Below are 14,432 nucleotides of genomic sequence, written 5' to 3'. Positions count from 1 at the left end.
TCTGCCCAGGATCGACTACACCGAATACGGGGGACCGTGGACCGCGACCGACCGCAAGGTAAATCGGAGCCGTGGTCGACGCATGGCCACAGTGCGCCGGTGAACGGGGCACGACCCGGCAGTGCAGTCGACGGCAGTGCAGTCGACGGCCGGGGTGACGATGCCGCCGGATCCGTACCGGCGGAACCGATGTCCACTCCGCGCTCCACGCCCCGGCAGCCCCCGCCGTGGCAGACGCCCGATTCTGCGCAGCGACCTCCCGTGCCCCCGCGGTACAACCCGCCCGTGCCGCTTCGACCGGGCCCGCCGGCCGCCTATCCCGAGGCACAGATGCCGCCCGTTCCGCCCGTCGGGGACGATCGGTCGCAGGCCCAGCCGGCCCAGCAGGCACCCTGGTCCGCGCAGCCGTGGGCAGGTGCCCCGAATCCGTATCGTCCGAGCAGTCAGGACCTGGGTGCCGAATCGCTGCTCAAACGACCCAAGCGCACCTCGTCGTCGGGGTGGCGTCGCGGTGTGCACCGGTTGACCGGTGGCGTCATCAACCCCGGCGAGTCGACGGCCGAGGAGCGCTACCGCAACCAGGTCGATCGCATACGCCAGCCGGTGCTGGGGGACTACCGCATCGCGTTCCTGTCGCTCAAGGGCGGGGTCGGCAAGACGACGACCACCCTGGGTCTGGGGTCGACGTTCGCGTCGCTGCGCGGAGATTGCGTCATCGCCGTCGACGCGAACCCGGATTTCGGGACACTCGGAGAGCGGGTACCGCGTCAGACCGCGTCGACTGTTCGCGACTTGTTGGCCGCAGCCCCGAACATTCGCCGGTATTCCGACATTCGCGCTCATACCTCGCAGGCACCGAGCCGACTGGAAGTGTTGGCCGGTGAGCGGGATCCCTCGGCGTCGGAGATGTTCGGCGAAGAGGACTATCGCGCGGTCATCGACATGTTGCAGGTCTATTACAACCTGATCCTCACCGACTGCGGAACCGGCATCATGCACTCGGCGATGAACGGGGTGCTGCAGCTGGCCAATGCGCTGGTTCTGGTCAGTTCGCCGGCCGTCGACGGGGCACGCAGTGCATCCGCGACTCTGGACTGGCTGGAACTGCACGGATACGGCCATCTGGTCGAGCGCACGGTCGTGGTGATCAGTTCGGTCCGACCGGGTTCGTCCGCGGTCGACATGAACTTGTTGCAGCAGCACTTCCTGGAACGCTGCCGCGCGGTGCTGGTGGTTCCGTTCGACGAGCACCTCGCCGAGGGGGCCGTGGTCGATCTCGAGAAGCTGCGTCCCCAGACCAGGAGCGCTTTCGTCGAGCTTGCCGCCATGGTCGCGGACGACTTTCCTGCCGCGTCCGGTCGTCACTCCGGCCCTGCGCGCTGACCGTCACCGAACCGGCTCCTGCACGGGTTTCAATCTGATCGGACGGGCACGCACCAGGGCCGTCGGATCGAGGTATTCGCGGCCCCGCTTGATGCCCCAGTGCAGGCATGTCGCCGTGCAGCCGTCGTGTCCCGACGTCAGCGAACCCAGGATGTCGCCGCGTCGTACTCGTGCTCCGGCCCGGACCGCCGCCGTCACGGGTTCGTACGTCGATCGAAGTCCGCCCGGATGGTCCACCGACACCACCGGCTTACCGGCCACGAGGCCTGCGAACACGACCGTACCGTCGGCGACGGCCAGAACCGAGGTGCCGTCCGCCGCGGCGAGGTCGACCCCGCGATGGCCGGGGAGCCAATCGTGTTCCGGGCGGTCGAACGGTGTCACGACGCGAGGGTGCGGCCGTATCGGCCACGCGAACGAGTCCGATTCGGCTGCCGCGGCCGGCGTGGTCAGCACGATCGCGGCAAGAACGCAGGCGATGCACCCGGTACGAAGAGTGTTCACTCGTCGACGATGGCCTGTGAATGTGCTGGAAAACGAGGCCCGGCACGAATTGTGGACAACCGAAAGATTCGTCCACAGGCACCGGAATCTCTTGACAGTCGGGCCCGGTTATGACGGGGGCCGCCGCAGGTCTACACTCCTTGTTGCGGCCTGTGCGTGCACGGGTCGACTTCGCGCGTCCGCGTCATCGTATCGACTGCCTCGGCAGAGTTCACGATACGAGAACCGGTTGTCGGCGGTCCTGATCCCCCTGTGGTTCAGGTCCGACAACTTCGGCGGTCGCCAGGGCAGAGGTCACCGACACTCTGCGTCAACCGAACCATGAAAGAGAGTTATTCAGCCATGGCTGTAGTAACAATGAAGCAGCTGCTCGACAGCGGCACACACTTCGGACACCAGACCCGTCGCTGGAACCCGAAGATGAAGCGATTCATCTTCACCGACCGCAACGGCATCTACATCATCGACTTGCAGCAGACTCTGACCTTCATCGACAAGGCCTACGAGTTCGTCAAGGAGACGGTCGCCCACGGCGGCACCGTTCTGTTCGTCGGCACCAAGAAGCAGGCACAGGAGTCCATCGCCGCTGAGGCAACTCGCGTGGGCATGCCCTACGTGAACCAGCGCTGGCTCGGTGGCATGCTCACCAACTTCCAGACCGTGCACAAGCGCCTGGTCCGCCTCAAGGAGCTCGAGGCAATGGAGCAGACCGGTGGCTTCGAGGGACGCACCAAGAAGGAAATCCTCATGCTCACGCGTGAGATGACCAAGCTCGATCGCACCCTCGGCGGCATCCGCGACATGGCCAAGGTTCCGTCGGCCATCTGGATCGTCGACACCAACAAGGAGCACATCGCCGTCGGCGAAGCGCGCAAGCTGAAGATCCCGGTCATCGCGATCCTGGACACCAACTGCGATCCCGACGTGGTCGACTACCCGATCCCGGGTAACGACGACGCGATCCGTTCCGCTGCGCTGCTGACCAAGGTCGTCGCATCCGCAGTGGCCGAAGGTGTGCAGGCCCGTGCAGGCCAGAACACCGCAACCGACGCCAAGCCCGAGGTCGGCGCAGGCGAGCCGCTCGCAGAGTGGGAGCTCGAGCAGCTCGCACAGGCGTCCCCGGCCGCTGACGCTCCGGCAGCAGAGGCTCCCGCAGCCGATGCGCCGGCCGCCGACGCCCCGGCAGCAGAAGAAGCACCGGCAGCAGAAGAAGCGCCGGCCGCTCAGGCTTGATCGAATTCGGTCCCGGTTCACCCTCAGGGGTGGGCCGGGGCCGCTTCGGTATGTCAGGGTTGTGATCGGTCCGGCTCCACAGCGAGCCCGTCGATCACGCTTCGAGAACAGCACTTTCGTCAACGCCCGTATTCAGACTTTTGAGGAGGCTCGCCCACGATGGCGAACTACACTGCCGCCGACGTCAAGCGGCTCCGAGAGCTCACCGGCTCCGGAATGATGGACTGCAAGAACGCACTCGCCGAGAACGACGGCGACTACGACAAGGCCGTCGAGTACCTGCGTATCAAGGGTGCCAAGGACGTCGGCAAGCGCGCCGAGCGCAACACCGCCGAAGGCCTCGTCGTCGCCGAGGGTGGAGTGCTCGTGGAGATCAACTCCGAGACCGACTTCGTGGCCAAGAACGACGAGTTCCAGACGTTCGCCGCGTCCGTCGCGGCGACGGCTGCAGCAGGCGAGCCTGCTGATGTCGACGCTCTCAAGGCACTCGACCTGAACGGCAAGACCGTCGAGACGGCTCTGAACGAGTTGTCGGCCAAGATCGGCGAGAAGCTCGAAATTCGCCGCGTCGTGTCCTACGACGGCAACACAGCGACCTACCTGCACAAGCGCAGCGCGGACCTGCCGCCTGCCGTCGGCGTGCTGGTCGAGTACACCGGTGACGGCGACGCCGCCGGCGATGCTGCGCGCGCTGCCGCGATGCAGATCGCAGCGCTCAAGGCCAAGTACGTCACCCGTGACGAGGTTCCCGAGGATCTGGTCGCCGCCGAGCGTCGGATCGCAGAAGAAACCGCGCGCGAAGAGGGCAAGCCGGAGCAGGCTCTGCCGAAGATCGTCGAAGGTCGCGTCAACGGATTCTTCAAAGACGTCGTTCTCACCGAGCAGAAGTCGGTTCAGGACGGCAACAAGACCGTCAAGGCCATCCTCGACGAGGCCGGCGTGACCATCACCCGTTTCTCCCGATTCGAGGTCGGCGCCAGCTAGTCTGCGCTCGATCCGATCGAGGCGATGCCGTTCATTCGATTTCATCGAGTGGACGGCATCGTTCGTGCGCGAGGCAGGTCGGAGCCGTGTCCACCGATCGGGTGCCGATAGGGCAGGATGATCGGTGAGTAAACCGTAGTGTTCGACGAGTACCGAGGAGAGCTATGACCGATCCGGCCCCTGACCGTCCCGGGTTCCGACGCGTGATGCTCAAACTGGGTGGGGAGATGTTCGGTGGTGGCCAGGTGGGGCTCGATCCGGATGTCGTGAACAACGTTGCCGAGCAGATCGCCGAGGTGGTGGCCACCGGAGTTCAGGTCGCCGTGGTGATCGGTGGCGGAAACTTCTTCCGCGGTGCCGAATTGCAGCAGCGGGGGATGGACCGATCTCGCTCGGATTACATGGGCATGCTCGGCACGGTCATGAATTGTCTTGCGCTGCAGGATTTTCTGGAAAAGCAGGGTGTTGCCACCAGAGTCCAGACCGCGATCACGATGGGCCAGGTGGCCGAGCCGTACCTTCCGCTGCGCGCGCGACGGCACCTCGAGAAGGGGCGTGTCGTCATCTTCGGCGCAGGTATGGGCATGCCGTACTTCTCGACGGATACCACGGCGGCGCAGCGGGCGCTCGAGATCGGTGCCGAGGTGCTGTTGATGGCCAAGGCCGTCGACGGTGTCTACTCGGCCGATCCACGGCTCGATCCCGACGCGACGATGTTCGACACGATCACCCACCGCGAAGCCATCGAGCGAGGCCTCAAAGTTGCCGACGCGACTGCCTTCAGCCTCTGCATGGACAATCAGATGCCGATGTTGGTGTTCAATTTGCTGATTCAGGGAAACATTGCTCGCGCCGTGTCGGGCGAGAACATCGGCACGCTGGTCACGTCGTGAATGCCGCCGACACGACCGCGAACGAACCGAGAACGAAGACGATGGAGGACAGATCGTGATTGACGAAGCTCTCTTCGACGCCGAAGAGAAGATGGAAAAGGCCGTATCGGTTGCCCGTGACGATCTGTCCTCGATCCGCACCGGGCGGGCCAACCCGGGAATGTTCTCGCGCATCGTCATCGAGTACTACGGTGCCCCGACGCCGATCACCCAGCTGGCCAGCATCAGCGTGCCGGAGGCGCGATTGGTGGTGATCAAGCCGTACGAGTCGAATCAGCTCGGGCCGATCGAAACCGCTATCCGCAATTCCGATCTCGGCGTCAACCCCACCAACGACGGCAACCTGATTCGTATCGGCGTGCCGCAGCTGACCGAGGAACGACGCCGCGAGTTCGTCAAGCAGGCCAAGGGCAAGGGCGAGGACGCCAAGGTGTCCATTCGCAACGTGCGCCGCAAGACGATGGAAGAGCTCAAGCGCATCCAGAAGGACGGCGAGGCGGGCGAGGACGACGTCGTACGCGCCGAGAACGAGCTCGACAAGACCACCGCGAAGTACACCGCCTCCGTCGACGAACTGGTCAAGCGCAAAGAGGGTGAATTGATGGAGGTCTGACCTCCTTCGATAGTTGCGCAACACGGTGGAACGACGATGAATATCGAGGAGTTGACGACAGTGGTGGGACCGGATCGGCAGGAGGGCAGCGGCACGCCCGCTGGCTCGTCCGGGGTCGCCGCCACGAAGTCCGCCGGCAAGGCGGGTCGAAATCTGCCTGCCGCGATCGGCGTCGGCGGCAGTTTGGGTATCGGGTTGATCCTCGTGCTCGTGTTCGTGCCGCTGGTATGGATCGGTGTCGTGGCCGTGGCGTTGGCCGTCGCGACGTACGAGGTGTCCAAGCGGCTCCGCGAGGGCGGTGTTCTCGTTCCGCGCATCCCGCTGATCCTCGGTGGTCAGGCCATGATCTGGCTGGGCTGGCCGTTCGGTGCCGTCGGAGTGCTCAGTGCGGCTGTGGGCACCGTCGTGGTCTGCATGGTGTGGCTGTTGCTGAGACAAGGCTTCGGTACTGCTCCCAAGAACTATCTCGAAGAACTCTCCGTCACCGTTCTGGTGGCGTGTTGGCTACCGCTGTTGGCCTCGTTCGCCGTTCTGATGGTCCTGCAGGACAACGGTGCCGGTCGCATCCTGGTCTTCGTCATCGGCGTCGTGTGCTCGGATGTCGGTGGTTACATCGCCGGTGTGCTGTTCGGCAAGCACCCGATGGCACCGGCCATCAGCCCGAAGAAGTCCTGGGAAGGGCTGGTCGGATCGCTCATCTTCTGCGTCATCGGTTGCCTGCTGACGGTGACCCTGATTCTCGAGGCCAACTCGATGATCGGTGTCCTGCTGGGAGTCGTGCTGGTCGTGACGGGAACACTGGGCGACCTTATCGAATCGCAGGTCAAGCGCGACCTTCGAATCAAGGACATGGGCTCGTTGCTGCCCGGCCACGGCGGCATCATGGACAGACTCGACTCGTTGCTGCCCTCTGCGTTCGTTGCGTGGCTCGTCTTCACCGTGTTGCTCTGACCGACTCCGCCGGACGATGAGCGGTGATCGCGGCGGGGTGATTCCCAGTCCCAACATCTGGCACTGGCCGCATCTGTACGAGGCGGAGAACAGGGCTCAGGACGTCGACGGCGCTGTGTTCGCGTCCATTCGATCGTCCGTCGATTGGACGGCCGAGAACGTCGTGGACGTGGGCTGCGGCAGCGGTTTCCATCTTCCGATCTTCGCTGCGGACGCTCGGTACGTCATCGGTGTGGAACCGCACGCCCCATTGGTGGCCGCAGCCCGCACGCGCGTCGAGTCACGTGCGAACGTCGACGTGCGTGCGGGTAGAGCGGACGCGCTGCCCGTCGACACAGGTTCGGTCGATCTCGTCCACGCGCGAACCGCGTATTTCTTCGGCCCCGGCTGCGGCCCGGGTATCAGCGAAGCGATGCGAGTTCTGCGGCCCGGAGGGGCGTTGGTGGTCGTGGACCTCGACGCCACGTCGTCTCCGTACGGGGACTGGATGCGTGCGGATCTCCCGCACTACGATCCTGCGGCCGTCGAGGCGTTCTTCGATGCCCAGGGATTCGAGATGCGACGCGTCGACACGAGGTGGGCGTTTCCCGACCGCCGGGTTTTGCGGGATGTGCTGGGAATCGAGTTCTCACCGCGGGTAGCGCGCGCTGCGGCACGGCAGGTCGACGGCCTCACCCTGAATGTGCGCTATCGCATCCACGTTCGATACAAGCCGACCGGCGTCGAGTCGATCTGAGCCTGGCTCGGCAGCGAGAAATCAGGACGCGGCGGAGATTCCGAAGATTCGAGCCAGTTCGTTGATCTTGAGAGCCTTTGCCAGACGCGGCAGATCGCTGCCGTCCTTGACGTGAGCACCGTCGGCACCGAGAGCGTCGATGACATCGTGTGCCCAGGACACGTCGGTCGGGGAGGGGGCCAGTTCGCGGTTGACGATGGCCACCTGATCGGTGTGCATACAGAGTTTGCCTGCCATGCCCATCGAGAGGGTCAGGGCTGCATCGCGCCCGAGGATGCTGTCGTTCGCGGTCAGTGTCGGACCGTCGATGGGTCCGGGTAGTCGTGCGACGCGCGAGGAGACGACCAGTCGCGAGCGCGGGTAGGCCATGGCGAGCGGGTCGTCGCTCATGCCCGTGTCGCGTCGGAAGTCGCCGCTGCCGAAGGCGAGACGGAATGTCGAGTCCGCGCGCGCGATTTCGGTGGCGGCCTCGAGTCCTGCTGCTGATTCGACCAGCGCGAGGATTGGGGTGCCGTCGGCGAGGCGGGCGGCTGTCGCCTCGACCTGACCGCCGCTCTCGGTCTTCGCGAGCATGACGCCCACCAGGCCGGGCAGCCCGGACAAGGCGGCGAGGTCGTCGGCCCAGTACGGGGTCGTCGCGTCGTTGACGCGCACCCAGGCCGAGTTGCCCTCGCTGAGCCAGCGCACGACGGTCTCGCGAGCAGCAGGCTTCTTCGCTGGAGCGACTGCGTCCTCGATGTCGAGGATGACGGCGTCGACACCGGATGCGACAGCAGCGTCGAAGGTATCGGGCTTGGTGGCCGGAACCAACAGCCACGATCGTGCGCGGTCGGGTGCAACGCCGGATGCCACCGGTGTCTCCATGAAAGTAGTCACGTCATGCTCCTCGAGTGAAGTCGGGCACCGCCAACCTTATCGATTCAGAGCATCGGTGCCAGCTTCTGTACATAGTGTTCACGAACCGTGACGCTGGTTCTTCTTCGCTGCGCGCCGGACCTGCAGGATTCGGGCACCGCCGGCCATGGCCATCACCAGCGCGCCCGCGATCGCGGCCAGCAGCATGCTGATTCCGAGGGGTAGGTCGAGCTGCCAGGCGAAGATCTGGACGGTGACGGAGTCGAGGTTCTGCACGATGAACACCAGGAGAACGACAAGGACGACGGCCCCGACCACCAGACCGGTCCAGAGGGCGGCGGTGCGGGTGTGCGCCACATCGGTGGGGGTGTGCTGCTGTTCCGGAACGAACTCGGGGTCGGGCGCGGAATGGCCGTCCGAATCCGGGGTGGTGATCGGGGTGAGGTCGCCGGCGGCACTCGTCGGCCGGTCGAATCCGGGCGTGGCCGAGGCCGATGTGTCGAACGGTGCCTCGTTGTTGTCGTCTGCTCTGGTGGCCATGTCGATGATCCTTTCGCACGCGTGGTCCGAATGCACGCGCAATCGGTCCCGGCGTCGATACCCGTCAGGGCACCGTCGAAAACCGTCGCGAATAGGACTGTGAGCAGAACGGGTGGACAATGGTGGGTATGGAGTTGAGCCAGCAGGAACGACGCGGGGGTCGAGCATGAGTGATTCCGCAGCCGCAACGGACAGCACGACCGAGCAGAAGAGACCGAATCTTCCGCTGGTCTTCACAGCTCCGCGTCGGGGTATGCCGTCGCGTCACCTCGCTGACCTGGACAAAGAGGGCCTGCGTGAGGCAGTGAAGGCACTCGGTCTACCGGCATTCCGTGCCGACCAACTTGCGCGGCACTACTACGCGCGGCTCGAGGCCGACACCACCAAGATGACCGATCTTCCGGCCGAGGCGCGGGAGAAGGTCGGTGCCGATCTTTTTCCCACCTTGCTGACGCCGATCAAGCACTTGGCATGTGATGACGGTGACACTCGAAAGACTCTGTGGAAGGCCAACGACGGGACTCTGCTCGAGAGTGTTCTGATGCGGTATCCGGATCGCGCGACGCTGTGCATCTCGAGTCAGGCCGGTTGCGGAATGGCATGTCCGTTCTGCGCCACCGGTCAGGCCGGCCTGACGCGGAACCTGTCGACGGCCGAGATCGTCGATCAGGTCCGTTCGGCGGCCGCGGACATGCGCGACGGCGTCGTCCCCGGCGGTGAGGGTCGGCTGTCGAACGTCGTGTTCATGGGGATGGGCGAGCCGCTGGCCAACTACAAGCGCGTCGTCGCGGCAGTGCGCAAGATCGTCTCACCAGCCCCCGACGGGCTGGGACTGTCACAGCGTTCGGTCACCGTATCGACGGTCGGCCTTGCTCCGGCCATTCGAAAGCTGGCCGACGAGGGTCTGTCGGTGACCTTGGCCGTGTCTCTGCACACGCCGGACGATGAGCTGCGAGACACGTTGGTCCCGGTCAACAATCGTTGGTCGGTGGCGGAGGTTCTCTCCGCTGCCCGGTACTACGCCGATCAGACCGGTCGACGCGTCTCGATCGAGTACGCGATGATCCGGGACGTCAACGATCAGCCGTGGCGAGCGGACATGCTGGGCAAGAAGCTGCACAAGGCGCTCGGATCCCGGGTACACGTCAACCTGATTCCCCTCAACCCGACTCCGGGTAGCGAGTGGGATGCCAGCCCGAAGCCGGTGGAGCGGGAATTCGTTCGCCGGGTCATCGCGCAGGGCGTCTCGTGCACCGTCCGCGATACCCGAGGGCAGGAGATCGCGGCGGCGTGCGGTCAGCTCGCCGCCGAGAACTGAACCGCTAGCGGGGCTTGCGGCGGACGATGACGTCGCGCACGACGAGTCCGACCAGCGCCACGGCAAATCCGACCAACCACAGGTCCTCGACCTTGCCGGTGTGATTTCCGATGATCATGAACAGCAGGAACGCGGCAACGACGATGGCTGCGACGCGCATCGCCTTGTTCGACTCGCCGCTCCATCCCCACGCGGCGGACGGCACCTCGGGCACCTCGTTGCGGGTATCGACGACCGGGTCGTACGAAGCGGATTCCAGTTCGGTATTTGCCACCGGTCGATCCTCTCGGGTGATGCGTTCACGTGGGTCCCGGCACGAACGGTGCGAGACGCGTTGTCGGAACAATATTGGCATACGACCGCCCGTCGTAGTGATCAGGGTTGCATCGCTCACCCAGCGCGTGTGTGGGCTCGAATGAGAGACTGCGGCGGTGACCTCCGAGCGCCTTCCCCATCGTCCGAGTCGGTCCCCGCTGAGCTATCCCCGCGACATGGTCGGTTACGGCCGCACGCCGCCGCTCGCGCAGTGGCCGGGTGAGGCGAACATCGCCGTCCAGTTCGTCCTCAATTACGAGGAGGGTGCCGAGAACAACGTGCTCGACGGCGACACGAAGTCCGAGACGTTTCTGTCGGAAATGATCGGCGCACAGGCGTTTCCGAATCGACACATGAGCATGGAATCGCTGTACGAGTACGGATCCAGAGCCGGAGTGTGGCGCGTGCTGCGCGCATTCGAGAAGCGTGGGTTACCGCTGACGGTGTTCGCGGTCGCCAAGGCCATGGAGCGGAACCCGGAAGTGGTTGCGGCACTGCTGGAGTTGGACCACGAGATCGCATGTCACGGCTTGCGGTGGTTGTCGTATCAGCAGATCGACGCGAACGTCGAGCGCGAGCACATGGCGGAGGCCGTGACGATCCTGCGCGAGCTGACGGGGTCTGAGCCACTGGGGTGGTACACCGGGCGCGATTCCCCCAACACCCGATCGCTCGTGGTGGAGCACGGCGGATTCGTGTACGACTCCGACTCCTATGCAGACGATCTGCCGTACTGGGAGAAGGTGAACCGGGACGGCGGTCTCGTCGATCACCTGGTGGTGCCGTACACCCTGGACACCAACGACATGCGTTTCGCATCGCCGGGAGGCTTCTCGACGGGCGACGAGTTCTACGCGCATCTACGTGACGCCTTCGACGTTCTCTATGCCGAGGGCGCGAGTGGGAGTCCCAAGATGCTCTCGGTCGGACTTCACTGCCGGCTGGTGGGCAGGCCGGCCCGCATGGCTGCACTGGAACGTTTCCTCGATCACGTGCAGTCGCACGACAAGGTCTGGGTCGCGAAGAGAATCGACATCGCCGAACACTGGCGAGCTGTGCACCCGCCCGAGGCCTGAGTCAGTCGGCCTTTCGGCACGCGGATGCCAGCGCGCTCAGATAGCGGTCGGTGAATGCTGCCTGGACACGCCTGCCCACCGGGCCGCCGAGCTTGGTGTACCAGCGACCGGGACGCGAGAATGCCGATATGTGGGCGGTGACGGCACCGTCGGCGGGGGAGTAGTCGACGTGGAAGAGTTCCTCGCCGGACTCGGGATGCCCGTCGAGTGTTCCGTAGGCGAAACCCTGACGGTTCGCCTCGTCGATGACATAGACCACACGACACGGAATGCGCACCGGTCCGAGTGTGAGAACGACCACCGAGTCGGGCACAGCGGTCTCGGCCTCGGAACGGACCTTCAGTCCTGCCCCTCGGTGCATGTCCCATCGCATCAACGCATCGGCCGCCGCCACGAAGTCGTCCAGCCCCGATCCCACGACCCTCGACATCGTGACGTGGTGGTATCCGGTGGGCAGTGGGCCGGCGGTGGCCCCCGCATCGTCGTAATTGTACGGTGCCGAGCGGTACTTCGAGAAGTCCATGCACCCCAGCGTGCCAGCCTGCGTCGGCACATAGGGGTTTCTCAGCCTCGGTAGGCAACAATGGACCGGTGCCAGACCATCGTGAGCGAACGACCAACTCGGATCGCCCCGAGCCGATACGTGTGCTGTTGCTGGGAAGTACCGGGTCGATCGGAACCCAAGCGCTCGACGTCATCGCAGCCAACCCGGACCGCTTCGTCGTGGTCGGGCTGGCTGCGGGCGGTGGAAACATCGAACTGCTCCGTCGCCAGATCGCGGAGACCGGTGTCCGACGGGTAGCCGTCGCCCAGCCCGAGGCCGCCGCCGAGCTCGATTTCCCCGGAGTGCTGAGTGGTCCGCGAGCAGTGACCGAGCTGGTCGAGTCGACCCCGGCGGACGTCGTGCTCAATGCCCTCGTGGGTTCTCTCGGCCTCGAACCGACCCTGGCCGCGCTGGACAGCGGTGCGCGCCTGGCGCTGGCCAACAAGGAATCCCTGGTCGCCGGAGGCGAGCTGGTTCTCGCCGCCGCAGCCCCCGGTCAGATCGTGCCGGTCGACTCCGAGCACTCCGCGCTCGCCCAGTGCCTGCGCAGCGGTACGCGCGGCGAAGTGGATCGACTGGTTCTCACCGCATCGGGAGGTCCCTTTCGAGGGTGGAGCGAGAGCGAACTGAAGTCGGTCACGCCGGAGCAGGCCGCCGCGCATCCCACCTGGTCGATGGGGCCCATGAACACGTTGAACTCGGCGACACTGGTCAACAAAGGTCTGGAACTGATCGAGGCGCACCTGCTGTTCGGTGTGCCCTACGAGAAAATCGATGTCACCGTGCACCGGCAGTCCATCGTGCACTCGATGGTGACGTTCGTCGACGGTTCGACCATCGCTCAGGCCAGTCCACCGGACATGAAGTTGCCGATCGGGCTCGCCCTCGGCTGGCCCGATCGAGTGCCCGACGTCGCCCGTGCACTCGACTTCACGACCGCATTCTCCTGGGACTTCGAACCACTCGACGACCGAGTGTTTCCGGCGGTGCAGCTGGCGCGTGAGGCCGGGATCATGGGTGGGTGCATGACTGCGGTGTACAACGCGTCCAACGAAATCGCGGCAGAAGCGTTCCTGGCCGACAGAATCGAATTTCCGCAGATCGTCAAGACGGTGCGCGCGGTACTGGGCGACGGCGGGCAGGACTGGTCGACGGCTCCCAGGGACGTCGACGACGTACTCGCGGCGGACTCCTGGGCCCGGGCCCACGCCCGTGAACTACTGAAACCGAAAGGCCTCTGACACATGGTGTTCGCTCTGGGTGTCGTGCTGTTCGCCGTCGGAATCGGGGTGTCGATCGCGCTGCACGAAGCGGGACACATGTGGACCGCGAAAGCGCTCGGCATGAAGGTTCGCCGCTACTACATCGGTTTCGGCCCGAAGATCTTCTCCTTCCGACGCGGCGAGACCGAATACGGCCTCAAAGCCATTCCGGCAGGCGGGTTCTGCGACATCGCCGGCATGACCGCCATCGACGAGCTCGCGCCCGACGAGGTCGAGCGTGCGATGTACCGCCAGAAGACATGGAAGCGCATCGTCGTCATGGTCGGCGGCATCGCGATGAACTTCGTGATGGGAATCGTGCTGGTCTACGTGTTGGTGCTCGGCTGGGGCACGCCGGATCGGGTGACGCCGACAACGACGGTCCAGGGCATCGGTTGTGTCAGCACGTCCCAGACCGAGGACGGTGAACTTGCGCCGTGTTCGGGAGACGGTCCGGCTGCCGAAGCCGGACTGCGCACGGGCGACATCATCACTGCGGTGAACGGTCAGCCGACAGAGACTTGGTCCGACGTCGTTCTCGCCATTCGGGACTCGACCGGGTCGGCCGATCTGACAGTCGATCGCGACGGTGCTTCGCAGACTCTGAGCGTTCCGATCCTTCAGGTTCAGCGCTACGTCGTCGATCCTGAGACCGAAGCGAAGAACTCGACAACCGTGGGAGCGATCGGCGTCACCGGCGGTCCACCGCCGAACATTCGATACAACCCGATCGAAGCGGTGCCCGAGACCTTTGTTTTCACCGGGGACATCTTCGTGCAGACCGGGAAAGCGTTGGTGCAGTTGCCGAGCAAGGTGGAGGCACTGTGGGATTCGATCTTCGGCGGTGAACGAGGGCTCGACACGCCGATGAGTGTCGTCGGAGCAAGTGTCATCGGTGGCCAGGCCGTGGAAAACGACAACTGGCAGACGTTCGTCGGGCTGCTGGCGTCGCTCAACTTCTTCCTCGGTGTGTTCAACATCGTGCCGCTGTTGCCACTCGATGGTGGCCATATCGCCGTGACCATCTACGAGCGCATACGCAACATTTTCCGCAATCGTCGCGGCCTGCCCGACGGTGCGCCGGTGGACTACATGAAACTGATGCCTGTCACCTACGTGGTCATCATTGTTTTCATCGGGTTCTCTCTCTTGACGCTCACGGCGGACATCGTCAACCCGATTCAATTGTTCTAAGTAGACTCGACAGTCGTAGCTAGGAAAGAAG

Annotated in this window: 16 protein-coding genes; 11 read left to right on the top strand and 5 right to left on the bottom strand. The window is 64.7% G+C overall.

Annotated features, from left to right (window positions below):
* Positions 1–99: 99 nt before the first annotated feature.
* The gene (locus AB0O58_RS11100; protein ID WP_366238186.1) at positions 100–1,383 is read left to right on the top strand and encodes an AAA family ATPase; all 1,284 of its coding nucleotides are present in this window, start codon (positions 100–102) and stop codon (positions 1,381–1,383) included.
* 3 nt (positions 1,384–1,386) lie between these two features.
* Here AB0O58_RS11100 and AB0O58_RS11095 read toward each other — a convergent pair whose 3' ends face one another.
* A complete protein-coding gene (locus tag AB0O58_RS11095) occupies positions 1,387–1,842 on the bottom strand; it encodes a M23 family metallopeptidase (RefSeq protein WP_230073529.1) in 456 nt (151 codons plus the stop codon).
* A gap of 387 nt (positions 1,843–2,229) precedes the next feature.
* On the opposite strand from AB0O58_RS11095, the gene rpsB reads away from it, so the two are divergent.
* The 6 genes from rpsB (at position 2,230) to AB0O58_RS11065 (ending at position 7,297) form a co-directional block, all read left to right on the top strand.
* The gene (gene rpsB / locus AB0O58_RS11090; RefSeq protein WP_032366407.1) at positions 2,230–3,120 is read left to right on the top strand and encodes a 30S ribosomal protein S2; all 891 of its coding nucleotides are present in this window, start codon (positions 2,230–2,232) and stop codon (positions 3,118–3,120) included.
* A gap of 159 nt (positions 3,121–3,279) precedes the next feature.
* The gene (tsf, locus tag AB0O58_RS11085; RefSeq protein ID WP_027496703.1) at positions 3,280–4,104 is read left to right on the top strand and encodes a translation elongation factor Ts; all 825 of its coding nucleotides are present in this window, start codon (positions 3,280–3,282) and stop codon (positions 4,102–4,104) included.
* A gap of 164 nt (positions 4,105–4,268) precedes the next feature.
* On the top strand, positions 4,269–4,997 hold the full coding sequence (gene pyrH, locus AB0O58_RS11080) for a UMP kinase (RefSeq protein WP_032366408.1): 729 nt from the start codon (positions 4,269–4,271) through the stop codon (positions 4,995–4,997).
* A 55-nt stretch (positions 4,998–5,052) separates the two neighbouring features.
* A complete protein-coding gene (gene frr, locus AB0O58_RS11075) occupies positions 5,053–5,610 on the top strand; it encodes a ribosome recycling factor (protein WP_027496705.1) in 558 nt (185 codons plus the stop codon).
* Between the two features lie 36 nt (positions 5,611–5,646).
* Positions 5,647–6,561 (top strand): phosphatidate cytidylyltransferase, encoded by a 915-nt coding sequence (locus tag AB0O58_RS11070; RefSeq protein ID WP_027496706.1) that lies wholly within the window; start codon positions 5,647–5,649, stop codon positions 6,559–6,561.
* 16 nt (positions 6,562–6,577) lie between these two features.
* Positions 6,578–7,297, top strand: coding sequence for a class I SAM-dependent methyltransferase (locus AB0O58_RS11065; RefSeq protein WP_283550152.1), 720 nt, complete (start codon positions 6,578–6,580; stop codon positions 7,295–7,297).
* Positions 7,298–7,318: 21 nt separating this feature from the next.
* Here the strand turns inward: AB0O58_RS11065 and AB0O58_RS11060 are convergent, their stop codons facing one another.
* The gene (locus AB0O58_RS11060; RefSeq protein WP_027496708.1) at positions 7,319–8,173 is read right to left on the bottom strand and encodes a CoA ester lyase; all 855 of its coding nucleotides are present in this window, start codon (positions 8,171–8,173) and stop codon (positions 7,319–7,321) included.
* 78 nt (positions 8,174–8,251) lie between these two features.
* Complete coding sequence (locus AB0O58_RS11055; protein ID WP_032370957.1) at positions 8,252–8,692, bottom strand: lipopolysaccharide assembly protein LapA domain-containing protein; 441 nt, start codon at positions 8,690–8,692, stop codon at positions 8,252–8,254.
* Positions 8,693–8,858: 166 nt separating this feature from the next.
* Here AB0O58_RS11055 and rlmN point away from each other — a divergent pair, with 166 nt between their 5' ends.
* Positions 8,859–10,010 (top strand): 23S rRNA (adenine(2503)-C(2))-methyltransferase RlmN, encoded by a 1,152-nt coding sequence (gene rlmN / locus AB0O58_RS11050; RefSeq protein ID WP_045841851.1) that lies wholly within the window; start codon positions 8,859–8,861, stop codon positions 10,008–10,010.
* A 4-nt stretch (positions 10,011–10,014) separates the two neighbouring features.
* Here rlmN and AB0O58_RS11045 read toward each other — a convergent pair whose 3' ends face one another.
* Positions 10,015–10,284, bottom strand: a complete 270-nt coding sequence (locus AB0O58_RS11045; RefSeq protein ID WP_027496710.1) for a DUF2631 domain-containing protein — start codon at positions 10,282–10,284, stop codon at positions 10,015–10,017.
* 217 nt (positions 10,285–10,501) lie between these two features.
* Here AB0O58_RS11045 and puuE point away from each other — a divergent pair, with 217 nt between their 5' ends.
* Positions 10,502–11,401, top strand: coding sequence for an allantoinase PuuE (gene puuE / locus AB0O58_RS11040; protein ID WP_179274984.1), 900 nt, complete (start codon positions 10,502–10,504; stop codon positions 11,399–11,401).
* A gap of 1 nt (position 11,402) precedes the next feature.
* Here puuE and AB0O58_RS11035 read toward each other — a convergent pair whose 3' ends face one another.
* Positions 11,403–11,924, bottom strand: a complete 522-nt coding sequence (locus AB0O58_RS11035; RefSeq protein ID WP_283550151.1) for a DUF1990 family protein — start codon at positions 11,922–11,924, stop codon at positions 11,403–11,405.
* A gap of 122 nt (positions 11,925–12,046) precedes the next feature.
* Here AB0O58_RS11035 and dxr point away from each other — a divergent pair, with 122 nt between their 5' ends.
* Together dxr and AB0O58_RS11025 are read left to right on the top strand one after the other, a co-directional pair.
* Positions 12,047–13,186: a 1-deoxy-D-xylulose-5-phosphate reductoisomerase gene (gene dxr, locus AB0O58_RS11030; RefSeq protein WP_366238203.1), complete on the top strand. Its 1,140-nt coding sequence runs from the start codon at positions 12,047–12,049 to the stop codon at positions 13,184–13,186.
* Positions 13,187–13,189: 3 nt separating this feature from the next.
* Entirely contained in the window at positions 13,190–14,401 is a 1,212-nt protein-coding gene (locus tag AB0O58_RS11025) for a M50 family metallopeptidase (RefSeq protein ID WP_366238185.1), read from the top strand.
* Positions 14,402–14,432: the final 31 nt, after the last annotated feature.

It is taken from the genome of Rhodococcus sp. NPDC080181 (assembly GCF_040702225.1).
GTDB classification, from domain to species: Bacteria; Actinomycetota; Actinomycetes; order Mycobacteriales; family Mycobacteriaceae; genus Rhodococcoides; species Rhodococcoides fascians.
This window is presented reverse-complemented; position numbering and strand designations above follow the sequence as displayed.

Bases quoted from the DNA above. Each gene is read 5' to 3' on its own strand.
- tsf (WP_027496703.1), top strand. From the start codon at position 3,280: ATGGCGAACTACACTGCCGCCGACGTCAAGCGGCTCCGAGAGCTCACC.
- AB0O58_RS11070 (WP_027496706.1), top strand. From the start codon at position 5,647: ATGAATATCGAGGAGTTGACGACAGTGGTGGGACCGGATCGGCAGGAG.
- AB0O58_RS11035 (WP_283550151.1), bottom strand. From the start codon at position 11,924: ATGGACTTCTCGAAGTACCGCTCGGCACCGTACAATTACGACGATGCG.
- rpsB (WP_032366407.1), top strand. From the start codon at position 2,230: ATGGCTGTAGTAACAATGAAGCAGCTGCTCGACAGCGGCACACACTTC.
- rlmN (WP_045841851.1), top strand. From the start codon at position 8,859: ATGAGTGATTCCGCAGCCGCAACGGACAGCACGACCGAGCAGAAGAGA.
- AB0O58_RS11065 (WP_283550152.1), top strand. From the start codon at position 6,578: ATGAGCGGTGATCGCGGCGGGGTGATTCCCAGTCCCAACATCTGGCAC.
- AB0O58_RS11055 (WP_032370957.1), bottom strand. From the start codon at position 8,692: ATGGCCACCAGAGCAGACGACAACAACGAGGCACCGTTCGACACATCG.
- pyrH (WP_032366408.1), top strand. From the start codon at position 4,269: ATGACCGATCCGGCCCCTGACCGTCCCGGGTTCCGACGCGTGATGCTC.
- puuE (WP_179274984.1), top strand. From the start codon at position 10,502: ATGGTCGGTTACGGCCGCACGCCGCCGCTCGCGCAGTGGCCGGGTGAG.
- AB0O58_RS11025 (WP_366238185.1), top strand. From the start codon at position 13,190: ATGGTGTTCGCTCTGGGTGTCGTGCTGTTCGCCGTCGGAATCGGGGTG.